Here is a 12,448-nt window from a genome sequence, read left to right as displayed (position 1 = left end):
CCGGCAGCGGATAGCGGGAAGCGGGCCGCAGCAGCCGACTCGGCCGCCGGCCGCGCACCGAAGGCCCGGTAATACGGCCCGGCCGCCGCTCGTGTATGGCTTCGCTCCATATTTATCGCATTATCGCTGTCCGACATATATCTGCGCAATCCCGAAACTCTGGCTCCGGGCCCGGCACTCGCGAAATCCCGCCCGCTCCATCATCGCCATGAACTCTTTGGGCGCGGGAAACTCCCCGACCGAGGCCGGAAGGTATTCGTAGGCCCGTTTGTCTTTCGACACCATGCCGCCGATGCGGGGTAGTATCTTATAGGTGTAGAACTCGTACAATGCCCGGAACACCCGGTTGCGGGGCCGCGAAAACTCGAGTATAACGACTTTGCCCCCGGGTTTTATTGTGCGGGCCATTTCCCGCAGCCCGGCCCCGAGGTCGCCGAAGTTGCGTACGCCGAAAGCCACCGTCGCCACATCGACCGAAGCGTCCGACACACACAGATGCTCGGCATCCCCCGCGTCGAGCACGACCCGCTCGTCCAGCCCGCGGGCCGCGACCTTGCGGCGCGCCACGTCGAGCATCTTCTCCGAGAGGTCGACGCCCAGCACCTGCACGTCCCGGATACGGCGCGCCATTTCGATGGCCAGATCGCCCGTGCCGGTCGCCACATCGAGGATGCGCCGGGGCTGTGCGCGGCGCACGATGCGCACTACGCGGCGGCGCCAGATGCGGTCGATGCTCATCGAGAGCGTATGGTTCAGCAGGTCGTATTTGGGTGCGATGTTGTCGAACATCTCGCGCACCTCCTCTTTCTTGGTCTGTTCGGTATTATACGGTTTCACGGTCATTCGTATCGAATCGATTCGTCGGGTTTCACGGAAGATACAATGCAGGTCGGCACGACGAGCAGCGCGACGATCGCCGCCACCACACCGATATTGAGCGCCAGCCACCAGCCCCAGCCCAGGGACACGGGCACCTCGGAGAGCAGGTAGCCCTCGGAGTCGAGTTTCACCAGGTGGAAATATCGCTGCAGGAGGCACAGCCCCAGTCCCACGGCGTTGCCCCATGCCAGTCCGCGCAGGGTGATGAACGCCGCGCGCCAGAGGAACACCTGTCGCAGCATGGCGTTGTGCATCCCGAACGCTTTCAGCAGGCCGATCATCCGCGTGCGCTCGAGCACGAGAATCAGCAGCGCCGAAGTCATGTTGAAAAAAGCCACGACGAGCATGATGACGATAATCACGGCGGCGTTCACATCGTGGGCTTTCAGCCAGTCGAAAATATTGGCATGGAGCTCCGTGACGCTGCTCACGGCGAGGTTCGCCGTTTCATCGGCATCGTCGTAGAGCAGCTCGTGCCCCAGCCTGCGGGCGAAGTCGTCCGCCCGGGAGAGGTCGGCGGTGAAAATCTCGTAGCCGGAAATCTCGTCGGGAGCCCAGTCCGCAAGACGCTGCACGTTGCGCAGGTCGGTCATGATGACCGTATTGTCCATCTCGTCCATCCCCGAGGAGTAGATGCCCGCGACCTTGAACCGGTCGCGGCGGGGCGTGTCGTCCGCTTCGACGAAAAGCATCTCGACGCGGTCGCCCACGCCGAGCATCAGCCTGTCCGCCAGGTTGCGCGAGAGCAGGATGTCTTTCGTACGCAGCGAATCCCCGACACGGGGCAGGTCGCCGTCGACAAGCCATTCGCGGAATGCCGACCAGTCGTAGGCCGTATCCACCCCCTTGAGCATCACCTCGCCCACGGCGTCGGCCGTGCGGACGATCCCGCCCTTGACGGCATAGGGGGCCATCGAAGCGAATCCCTCCGTCGAGCGAATCATCGCCTCGGTGCGGGCGCTGCGGCGCACGGGCTGCGAATCGAGCGTACCGGCGCCCCGGATCCCCGTTACCACGGCGTGCGCCGAAAAAGCCGTCACCTTGTGCGCCACCTCGCGCTTGAAGCCCATAATCACGGCCATCGCGAGAATCATCACGGCGACGCTCAACGCCACGGAAATCACGGCGATACGCTCCATAACCCCGGGCTTGTTCCCCGGGGTGTGCTGCGCCGTCCGGCGGGCGATGAAAAAAGCGAGATTCACGGTATTTATTTTGCTCGGAAATTTATGCAAAGTAACACAATAATTTCGTATTTTTGCCCATCGTAAACCCACTTTTATGAAAAAACAAGCATTGGTCACAGGAGCCACATCGGGTATCGGGCGCGCCACGGCGCTGCGGCTCGCGGCTGAAGGATACGACATCACGGCAACGGGCCGCCGTGCTGAAAGGCTCGAAGCGCTGAAACGCGAAATCGAAGGGGCCGGCGGCCGCTGCACGGCGCTGGTGTTCGACGTGCGCAGCGAAAAGGAGGTGCAGAAGCACCTGGAGCCGCTCGCACGCGTCGACCTGCTGGTCAACAACGCCGGGCTCGCGGCCGGACTCGAGCACATCGACAAGGGCGACACGGCCGACTGGGACGCCATGATCGACACCAACGTCAAGGGACTGCTCTACGTCACGCGGGTCATTGCGCCCAAGATGGTGGCCGCAGGCGGCGGACACATCTTCAACATCGGCTCGATTGCCGGCACGGAACCCTACGAGAACGGTGCGGTCTACTGCGCTTCGAAGCACGCCGTGCACGCCATTTCGCAGGCCATGCGCGCCGATTTGCTCGCCAGCGGCATCAAGGTGACGGAGATACGCCCCGGCATGGTCGAAACCGAGTTCTCGGAGGTGCGTTTCCACGGCGACAAGGAGCGCGCCGACCGGGTTTACGACGGCGTGACGCCGCTGACCGGCGAGGATATTGCGGAAGCAATCGCATGGGCGGCACAATTACCCGCCCACATGAACGTTAATGATATGGTACTGATGCCCGCACAGCAGGCGGGTGCGTACTACACCTACAAAAAAACGAAATAGATTATGACACACATGCTTTTCACCCTGCTCCAGGCAGGATACTACGCCGAGCCGAGCGCAAAGGCGGTACAATATTCGGGCGCACAGATGGGGATGTTCGTGCTGATTATCGTCATCGGCGTAGTGGGCTACATCGTGCAGGCACGCCTGCAGGCGGTGTTCCGCAAATATTCGAAAGTGCAGTTCCCCGGCGGACTGACCGGAGCCGAGGTCGCCGAAAAGATGCTGCGCGACAACAACATCCACAACGTCAAGGTGACGCACGTGGGCGGCCACCTGACCGACCATTTCAACCCGCAGACGATGACCGTCAATTTGAGCGACAGCGTCTATTCGTCGACCAGCGTCGCCGCAGCCGCCGTAGCCGCCCATGAATGCGGCCACGCCGTGCAGCACGCCCGCGGATACGCCCCGCTGACGCTCCGCTCGCAGCTGGTTCCGGTCGTACAGTTCTCCTCGACCGCCGCGACGTGGATTATCATCCTCGGACTGGTGCTCCTCGCCACGACACAGAACGAAGTGGTCTGCTGGATCGGCGTGGGTATGATCGCCATGTCGGCGCTCTTCTCGCTGGTGACGCTGCCCGTGGAGTACAACGCGTCGGCACGCGCGCTGGAATGGCTGCAGGTCAGCCGCACGATGCAGGGCGCACAGCTCGCACAGGCCAAGGAGGCCCTTTCGTGGGCCGCACGCACCTACCTCGTAGCCGCCTTGAGCGCCGTCGCTTCGGTTCTCTACTGGGTTTTCCTGATCCTCGGACGGCGCGACTGAACCATCGATGGAAACCCCTGAAAAAGACTACACCCACCGGGGATGGATTGCGGCCCTGGCGCTAATCGCAGTGCTTGGGGCCGTGAGTTTTATCCCCCCGCAAAGCCTCGGCGGCGTAAAACTCCGCCGGGCCAATATCCTCTCGGACATCCTCGCTTTCGACGACGCGGCTCCCGCGGCCGAGGAGCCCGCACTCTTCGACGAGGCGGATTTCCACGTCGACATGGCGCAGGTGGCCGAACAAATCGAAGCCGAGCGCATCGAGGCCGACACGGCTCCCCGTCCCGTACGCCTTACGTTCGAATGGACGCTGGCAAGCGGGGAGCTACCGCACCGCAAAGTCACACCGGACAGTACGCGGCTCAACCCGACGCTCGTCGGAATCGAAGAGTTCCGGCCGGCCGATTCAAGCCGCCTGCGGGCTTTCTACGACACGCTGCTCTACGCCGCACGCCCCGTACGCATCGCCGTGCTGGGCGACTCGTTCATAGAGGGCGACATCCTCACGGCCGATTTGCGCGAAAAGCTGCAGCAGGCCTATGGCGGCGGAGGCGCGGGATTTGCACCGATGGCATCGCCCCTGACGGCTTTCCGCCGCACAATCAAAACCCAGTCGAAAGGCTGGACGTCCTACAACATCATGCAGCGCAAGGCGGCTCCCCAGCACCTGCGCGGGAATTTCTACGTTTCGGGCTGGGTATGCCAGCCTGCGGCCGGCGCTTCGACCCGCTGGGAGTGCACCGATTTCCGGCAGCGGCTCGACACCTGCACCACGGCGCGGGTGTTCTTCATCAGCCCTGCCGACAGCCGCATCGAGCTGACGCTCAACGACACGCTGCGCCATGAATTCGAAGTCGAGGGTGCCCCCGCCGTACGGCAGGCGATTGTCACGGCGCCCCGCATCCGTTCGCTCGGGTTCAAGGTGCTTTCCGGCACCGACGGGTTTATCGGCTACGGCGCGGTATTCGAAGCCGGCGGCGTGGTGGTGGACAACTACTCGGTGCGCAGCAACAACGGGCAGGCGATGTTCTGGACCAACCCGTCGGTCAACGCACAGGTAAACGCCCTGGCGGGCTACGACCTCGTAATCCTGCAATACGGTCTCAACATCATGCAGACGGGCGTGCGCAACTACACCAACTACGCCCGGCAAATCGAGAAGATGATCGCTTACGTGCGGCAGTGCTTCCCGGGCGCCGCGGTACTCGTACTCGGCGTCAGCGACCGCTCAATCAAGACCGACACGGGCTTCGAGCCGATGGACGCCATTCCCTACATGCTCGGCTTCCAGCGCGAGGCCGCCGAAAACACCGGTGCGGCATTCTGGCCGACGTGCGATGCCATGCGCTCGCTGGGCGGCATGGAGCAGTTCGTCGCCAACGGCTGGGCCGGCAAGGACTTCACGCACATCAACTACGCCGGAGGCCGCCGCGTGGCGTGGTCGCTCTTCGACGCAATCAACGCCGGGGCGTACGAGGCCTATGCCGAGGCGGAGGCCGCCCGCATCCGCCGGCAGGCCGAACAGGCCGTACTCGACAGCCTGCGGCGGCAAAAAATCGACCGGGAACTGCTGCCGGCCGCTGTTACCGAAAACCTCAACGCACCCCTGAAATGACTTTTCCCGCAACGGACGGCATAATGGAGAAACTGCAGGCGCTGTTCACCTACGACGCCTCCTCGCCGCTAATCTTCAGCAGCGGGCTGTTCCTGTTCCTGTTCGCCGGGTTCATGCTTGTATACAGCGCTTTGCGCCGGGCGCCGATGGCCCGCATCGTCTATGTCATCCTCTTTTCGCTCTACTTCTACTACAAGTCGAGCGGCATCTATTTCCTGCTGCTGGTCTTTGCCGCCACGAGCGACTACTGGATTGCCAAGGGCATCCATGCGGCCCGCGCCGTGTGGACAAAACGCTGGCTGGTGGTGTTGAGCGTCGCCGTAAACCTCGGCATGCTGGCCTATTTCAAGTATACCAACTTCCTGATCGACATCGCCAACCAACTGTTCGGGCAGGGCTTCCTGCAATTCCAGAACATCTTCCTGCCGGTCGGAATCTCGTTTTTCGTATTCCAGTCGATGAGCTATACGATCGACATTTACCGCGGACAGCTCAAGCCGCTCGACAACTGGTGCGACTATCTTTTCTACCTTTCGTTCTTCCCGCAGCTGGTCGCCGGGCCCATCGTCCGCGCACGGGACTTCATCCCGCAGATACGCCGGAACCCGATTGTCATAACACGCGAAATGTTCGGCACGGGAGTATTCCTGATTCTGACGGGCCTCTTCAAAAAGGCGATTATTTCGGACTACATCTCGCTCAACTTCGTCGACCGCATCTTCGACGAACCGCTGCTCTACTCGGGATTCGAATGCCTGATGGGCATCTACGGCTACGCCCTGCAAATCTACTGCGACTTCTCGGGCTACTCGGACATGGCAATCGGCATCGCGCTGCTGCTGGGCTTCCGCTTCCCCAAGAACTTCGACGCACCCTACAAATCGGCCACCATCACCGAATTCTGGCGGCGGTGGCACATCTCGCTCTCCTCGTGGCTGCGCGACTACCTCTACATTTCGCTGGGCGGCAACCGCAAAGGCCGAATACGGACTTACGCCAACCTGCTCGTCACGATGCTGCTGGGCGGACTGTGGCACGGCGCCGCCGTCCGTTTCATCCTCTGGGGAGCGCTGCACGGCGTGGCACTGGCGCTGCACAAACTGTGGATGGCTCTCGTACCGGGGGCCAAAGCGTCGGGCGAGCAGATGCACTGGTGGAGCCGTGCCGCAGGGATTCTGTTCACGTTCAACATCGTATGCCTGGGCTGGCTGATGTTCCGCGCCGAGTCGATGCAGACCGTCGAACTGATGCTGCACCAGATATTCTACAACTTCAACGCCCCGATGATTCCGCAGGTTATCGCAGGCTATGCCGGGGTCTTTGCCCTGCTCGGCGCAGGATACGCGCTACACATGCTGCCCGCCTCCGTCGACCGCATAGCGCAGCGCCTGGTGGCGCATGCCCCGCTGGTACTGCAAATCGTGATGGCCGCGGCGATGATATGGTGCGTAATGCAAATAAAATCGAGCGACATACAACCGTTCATTTATTTCCAGTTTTAAAATGGCAACGACAACCCGGAGCATCCGTCCGGCCGCATAGCGGCATCCAATGGCGGCCGCCGACCGCGGCTGCAGCCGGCCCGCCAGCTCGGAATTCCGCGTAAAACAAAGACTACCGTTATGTACACTTTCGACCACTGCCTGTTCATGGCACTCAACTTCGACGGCGGCACAACCCTCGACCGCGTGATGCTCACCATTTCGGGCACGACGATGTGGCTGCCGCTCTATGCACTGATTCTGTGGCTCGTATGGCGCCGCAGCGGCTGGCGCGGGATGCTGGTATTCTTCGTGCTGATGCTCGCCGCCCTGGGGCTGTCGGACATGGTATCCGGCATTTTCAAACACAACGGCCTGCTGGGCGGCCTGCTGCCGGATTTCACCCCACGGCCGCGGCCCATGTTCACCCCCGCGCTCGAGGGGCTCAACATCACCCCCGACTCACTGCGCGTCCTGCGCCGGGCCGCCATCCCGCACGACTGGGCCGTACACGTCCCGCGCGAAGCCGTGAGCGGCATGTACGGCACGGTATCGGCGCACGCGGCGACCATCGTGGCGCTGGCCGTGTTGTCGTGCGGCGCTATCCGCCGCAGGTGGTTCACGTGGCTGATGGCCGCCTGCACCGTCGTCATCTGCTACTCGCGCATCTACCTCGGCAAGCATTTCCCGATGGATCTCGTGTGGGGCACGCTGGTCGGCATCGCACTGGGATACGCCGCACTGTGGGGTTACCGCAGGCTGGCACGCCGCCGGAGCGCCCCGGCAGCCTGATGCGGATTGCGAAAACACAGCGGGGGCTGCCTCAAAAGGCAGCCCCCGCCGACATGATACGGTGCAGCATCAGTACCCCCACTCCGCGAGGGTTCCTTTCGAAGTCTTGGCAGCGTCGGGAATGCCGGGGAAGAACTTCACCTGCATCTTCTCCTCGACGAACGTAACCGGCACGATGAACTCGCCCAACTCCGACAACTCCGTCGCCGAACTCCGCGTAAGGGTTTCGACCCAGAAGGCGATGGTCTGCAGTTCGGCGGCCGTGCATTCCTGAATGGGTTTGCCTACCTGTGCGGTCTTTTTGCGCACGGCCATCTTGAACTGGTGCGTCGGCATGACGCACGCTTTCGAAAGGGAGCTCAAGACGCCGAAATTCGAAGCGTCCTTTTCAACCTGGTTATCGTTTTCGTAATAGCACCCGGCCACGATATAAAGCGTATCGACAGGAATCGCTCCGCCCGAAATGACGGTTTCGACATTCCCCCAGATTTTTCCGAACGGACTCGGTTCGGAGGGCTGCGGCGCTATGTTGGTCGGCCGGAACGTCTGCACGTTGATTTCCAAACCTTTGCCCGAACGTTCACGCGACATGCAGAGGTGTCCGCGCGACCAATAGCCCTCACCGTACCGGCCGGTGACCAGATCGGCAGTCCAATACTGGAACTTGTCGTCGGGAGAGGTGCCGTAGATTTTCGACTGCTGCGATTCGGGAAGCGCCGGATCGGCCGCCCACGGCTCGTCGGAACGGCCCGACCCCTCGAGGTAACAACTGTGGTGCGGATAAGCCACCCAGACAGGATTGTGACGCCGCGTATCGTAACAATAGGTATAGTTGCGCACGTGCTTGCCGCTCGTCACGGTCGTAGTCCACGTCGTATGCACGAACTGGTCGGTCGCGGGCGTTTCGAAATCGGAGGGAAGCTCCGCCCAGCGGTAGGAAGCCGGGGTGAAGTCGATTTGCTGGCCGCCCCCGCCGGTCATGAGGACGATGTCGTCGAAATTAAGACCGTACTGGCGTTCCTCGAACGTGAACGCCTTTTTCGGCGCGAGCGAAAGGGTCAGCTGCGACACGGGGTCCTTGAGCGAAAACCCGACAGTCACCTTTTTCCACGTATTGTAAGCCGGGGAGCCCTGATAGGCGAGTTCCCTGGCTGCGGAGCCGTCGCTCACGGAGAGAATCACGTCGTCCGCCGGGAAAATCGCATAGAACGAGAGGGTGAAATCTTTCGCATCCGCAGGCAGGGCGATATTGCGGACGGTGAAATGATTCGTGGTTTTGGTAGCCGTCATGGTCGCATACCCCTTGCCCGACGCCCCGGCGGAGGCACCGTCGTAGCTTCCGCGGATTTTCACGCCGAGAGCATCGTACGTAACACCCGCAGCACCGGTTCCTGTCTGGGTTTTCCAGCTTTCGAACGCATCGGTAAAAATCGCTTGGGCAGGCGCAGCCCCGAAGTCGAGGCTGAAGAGCACCGTAACCGGGTCGACAGCGGCTTTGCGGGTCACGGAAACAGTACGCCCGACGGCATCTGCCCCCTCGCCCGCGGTGACGGTCAGCGTATAGGTTTCGCCTTCGGCCATATCGGTGACGGTGATAGTGCCGTTCCCCTCGCCGGAAGCGGGCGTGAATTTGAGGGCCCCGTTCGAAGCCGAAGCCGTCCACGCGGTATTGCAGGTCACTTCGACGGTATTGCCCGCACCGCCGGGTTTGAATTCGAGCGTTTCGGGAGCGACTTCCAGGCTCGGAACTACCGGTTCGGCATCCCGCACGACGGTCACCGTCTGCGAAAGTGCTCCCATCGTAACGATCAGCGTACTGCTTTTCCCGGCCGGGGCGTCGGTCACGGTGAAGGTTCCGTTCCCGTTGCCCGACCTTTTGTCGACGGCAAGTCCCGCGTCGGGAGTCACGTTCCAGGTGCCGTTGGATTCGACCGTCACCCTGTTTTTGGCGGCGTCTGCCGCATCGAAAGTCAGACTCCGGGGTGAAACGTTGAGAACGGGATCGGGATCGCCGCCGTCGCTCTTGCTGCAACTCACCGACAGCAGTGCGAGGCACCCGGCCAGGCCCAGCAGACGCAAGACTACGGGGCGGATGATTGAGGCATTGAAATTCATAAATACGGATTTAAAGTAAAAATTCGAAAGATTAAAATTAGTGCCGGAGTCGAAACGGGGCTGTTTCAAATCGTACAAACCGGCTTGCAAAAGGTATATAATCGACCGCAGCGGCGAAAACAACGATTCGCACGGCCCGGCAGAACCAAATTTCAGCAGAATTTATTAACTTTGCACGATTGATAATCCGAAAACTCAAAAACACACGATATGACGATCGAACTCACCGAACAGGAACAACTCCGGAGGCAGTCGCTTGCAGCCCTGCGCGAGTTGGGCATCGATCCCTACCCCGCAGCCCGCTACGAAGTGACGGCCACGGCCCGGGAAATCGCCGACAACTACGACGAGGCCAAAGGCAACTACCAGGATGTCCGCATCGCAGGCCGCATCATGACGCGCCGTATCATGGGCAGCGCCTCGTTCTTCGAATTGCAGGACCATACGGGCCGCATCCAGGTCTACATCCGCCGCGACGACGTATGTCCCGAGGGTGATCCCACGCTGTACAACACGGTATTCAAGAAGCTGCTCGACATCGGCGACTTCGTCGGCATCGAGGGGTTCGCGTTCCACACCAACACCGGCGAACTGTCGGTGCACTGCAAGCGTTTCACGGTGCTCTCGAAATCGATCCGGCCGCTACCCGTGGTCAAGGAGAAAGACGGCCAGACGTTCGACGCGTTCACCGACCCCGAGGTTCGCTACCGCCAGCGCTACGTCGATTTGGTGGTCAATCCGCAGGTACGCGACGTATTCGTCAAACGCGCGAAGATCATCGCCACGATGCGCGAATTCTTCAACGAGAAAGGCTATGTCGAGGTCGAGACCCCGATTCTGCAGCCCATTCCGGGCGGCGCCGCGGCGCGTCCGTTCATCACGCACCACAATGCCCTCGACATCGACCAGTACCTGCGTATCGCCAGCGAGCTGTATCTCAAGAAACTGATTGTCGGCGGCTTCGACGGCGTATACGAGTTCGGCAAGAACTTCCGCAACGAGGGTATGGACCGCACGCACAACCCCGAATTCACCGTCATGGAGATTTACGTGGCCTACAAGGACTACCTCTGGATGATGGAGTTCACCGAGCAGATGCTCGAGCGCGTGGCCATAGCCGTGAACGGCACGACGGAGTTGACGCTCGACGGCAAGCAGATTTCGTTCAAGGCCCCGTTCCGCCGCCTGACGATGACCGACGCCATCCGCGAAAAGACCGGCTACGACATCACGGGGCAGAGCGAGGAGCAGCTGCGCGAGGCCTGCAAACGCCTCGGCGTCGAAATCGACGAAACAATGGGCAAGGGCAAACTGATCGACGCCATCTTCGGCCAATATTGCGAAGAGGAGCTGATTCAGCCGACGTTCGTCTGCGACTATCCGCGCGAAATGTCGCCGCTCTGCAAGCGCCACCGTTCGAATCCCGATTTGACGGAGCGTTTCGAATTGTTCGTCAACGGCAAGGAGCTGTGCAACGCCTACTCGGAGCTGAACGACCCGATCGACCAGCTGGAGCGTTTCCAGGAACAGCTGCACCTGTCGGAGAAGGGCGACGACGAGGCGATGTTCATCGACATGGACTTCGTCCGCGCACTGGAATACGGCATGCCGTCGTGCTCGGGCATGGGCATCGGCATCGACCGCCTGACGATGTTCATGACCGACCAGGTTTCGATTCAGGACGTGCTGTTCTTCCCGCAGATGCGCCCCGAAAAGAAAGCCGTAAGCGACCCCGCGGAGAAATACATCGCTATAGGCGTACCCGAAGAGTGGGTGCCCGTCATCCAGAAAATGGGTTATATCACGGTCGACGCACTGAAGAAACTCGCCCCGGGCAAATTCTTCAACGACCTGTGCGGCTTCAACAAGAAAAACAAACTCGGACTGAAAGCCCCCTTGATAGAGGAGGTCAAAAAGTGGTGCGAGGAGTAAGGAAATTCGGATTTATAACAATAAAAACCTAACAAAATGAGAAAGAAAATTGTTGCAGGCAACTGGAAGATGAATACGCTTCCCGCCGAAGGTGTAGAACTGGCAAAAGGTATCGTAGCCGGCCGCGGCGAGGTTTGCTCGTGCGTCAACTTCATCGTATGCCCCCCGTTCACGCACCTGTCGATGGTTGCCGAAGCGCTCAAGGGCTCGGACATCGCACTCGGCGCACAGGACTGCGCCACGGAGGCCAAAGGCGCCTATACGGGCGAAATCGCCGCTTCGATGATTGCAGCGCTGGGTTGCAAATATGTAATCCTCGGCCACTCGGAGCGCCGCCAGTACTACGGCGAAACTTCCCAAACGCTCAACAAGAAGATGGCGCAGGCATATGCCAACGGGCTGATTCCCATCTACTGCGTAGGCGAGAACCTCGAAGAGCGTGAAGCCGGCAAACACTTCGACGTGGTCAAAGCCCAGATCGAAGAGGTCGTTTACAACCTCACCGACGAGCAGTACAAGGAGCTCGTAATCGCATACGAGCCCGTATGGGCCATCGGTACGGGCAAGACCGCAACGGCCGAGCAGGCGCAGGAGATTCACGCCTACATCCGCAAAGTGCTGGCCGACAAATTCGGTGCTGCAGCACAGGATACGGCGATTCTCTACGGCGGTTCGTGCAAGCCCTCGAACGCCCCCGAGATCTTCGCCAAGGAGGACGTCGACGGCGGCCTGATCGGCGGCGCAGCCCTCAAGGCAGAGGATTTCCTCGGCATCGGCAAAGGTTTCGCGAAATAAGCCTGGCTGACTTTATACGACGACCGCCGGTACGCAT

General features: G+C 60.9%; 10 protein-coding genes. 7 read left to right on the top strand and 3 right to left on the bottom strand.

The window, feature by feature from the left end; genetic code table 11:
• Positions 1 to 120: 120 nt before the first annotated feature.
• Complete coding sequence (ubiE, locus tag QZT71_RS10440; RefSeq protein ID WP_295915829.1) at positions 121 to 837, bottom strand: bifunctional demethylmenaquinone methyltransferase/2-methoxy-6-polyprenyl-1,4-benzoquinol methylase UbiE; 717 nt, start codon at positions 835 to 837, stop codon at positions 121 to 123.
• 2 nt (positions 838 to 839) lie between these two features.
• The gene (locus tag QZT71_RS10435) at positions 840 to 2,084 is read right to left on the bottom strand and encodes an FtsX-like permease family protein (RefSeq protein ID WP_295915827.1); all 1,245 of its coding nucleotides are present in this window, start codon (positions 2,082 to 2,084) and stop codon (positions 840 to 842) included.
• Between the two features lie 76 nt (positions 2,085 to 2,160).
• On the opposite strand from QZT71_RS10435, the gene QZT71_RS10430 reads away from it, so the two are divergent.
• From QZT71_RS10430 to QZT71_RS10410, 5 genes are all read left to right on the top strand, one after another.
• Positions 2,161 to 2,910, top strand: a complete 750-nt coding sequence (locus tag QZT71_RS10430) for an SDR family NAD(P)-dependent oxidoreductase (protein WP_295915826.1) — start codon at positions 2,161 to 2,163, stop codon at positions 2,908 to 2,910.
• A 3-nt stretch (positions 2,911 to 2,913) separates the two neighbouring features.
• Complete coding sequence (locus QZT71_RS10425; RefSeq protein ID WP_295915824.1) at positions 2,914 to 3,681, top strand: zinc metallopeptidase; 768 nt, start codon at positions 2,914 to 2,916, stop codon at positions 3,679 to 3,681.
• Between the two features lie 7 nt (positions 3,682 to 3,688).
• Positions 3,689 to 5,296 carry a hypothetical protein gene (locus tag QZT71_RS10420; protein WP_295915821.1) on the top strand — a complete coding sequence of 536 codons (1,608 nt, stop codon included), beginning with the start codon at positions 3,689 to 3,691 and terminating at the stop codon, positions 5,294 to 5,296.
• On the top strand, positions 5,293 to 6,798 hold the full coding sequence (locus QZT71_RS10415; protein ID WP_295915820.1) for an MBOAT family protein: 1,506 nt from the start codon (positions 5,293 to 5,295) through the stop codon (positions 6,796 to 6,798). The genes QZT71_RS10420 and QZT71_RS10415 overlap by 4 nt, the downstream gene beginning before the upstream one ends.
• Before the next feature lie 120 nt (positions 6,799 to 6,918).
• Positions 6,919 to 7,569 carry a phosphatase PAP2 family protein gene (locus QZT71_RS10410; RefSeq protein WP_295915817.1) on the top strand — a complete coding sequence of 217 codons (651 nt, stop codon included), beginning with the start codon at positions 6,919 to 6,921 and terminating at the stop codon, positions 7,567 to 7,569.
• Positions 7,570 to 7,638: 69 nt separating this feature from the next.
• On the opposite strand, the gene QZT71_RS10405 is transcribed toward QZT71_RS10410, so the two are convergent.
• Entirely contained in the window at positions 7,639 to 9,684 is a 2,046-nt protein-coding gene (locus QZT71_RS10405; protein ID WP_295915813.1) for a DNA/RNA non-specific endonuclease, read from the bottom strand.
• Between the two features lie 210 nt (positions 9,685 to 9,894).
• On the opposite strand from QZT71_RS10405, the gene lysS reads away from it, so the two are divergent.
• On the top strand, positions 9,895 to 11,616 hold the full coding sequence (lysS, locus tag QZT71_RS10400) for a lysine--tRNA ligase (RefSeq protein ID WP_295915811.1): 1,722 nt from the start codon (positions 9,895 to 9,897) through the stop codon (positions 11,614 to 11,616).
• A gap of 36 nt (positions 11,617 to 11,652) precedes the next feature.
• On the top strand, positions 11,653 to 12,411 hold the full coding sequence (tpiA, locus tag QZT71_RS10395) for a triose-phosphate isomerase (RefSeq protein ID WP_295915810.1): 759 nt from the start codon (positions 11,653 to 11,655) through the stop codon (positions 12,409 to 12,411).
• Positions 12,412 to 12,448 lie beyond the last annotated feature (37 nt).

The sequence above is a fragment of the uncultured Alistipes sp. genome, from assembly GCF_902388705.1.
GTDB lineage: Bacteria > Bacteroidota > Bacteroidia > Bacteroidales > Rikenellaceae > Alistipes.
Note: the sequence above shows the minus strand (reverse complement) of the source record. Positions and strands in the feature narration are given on the sequence as shown.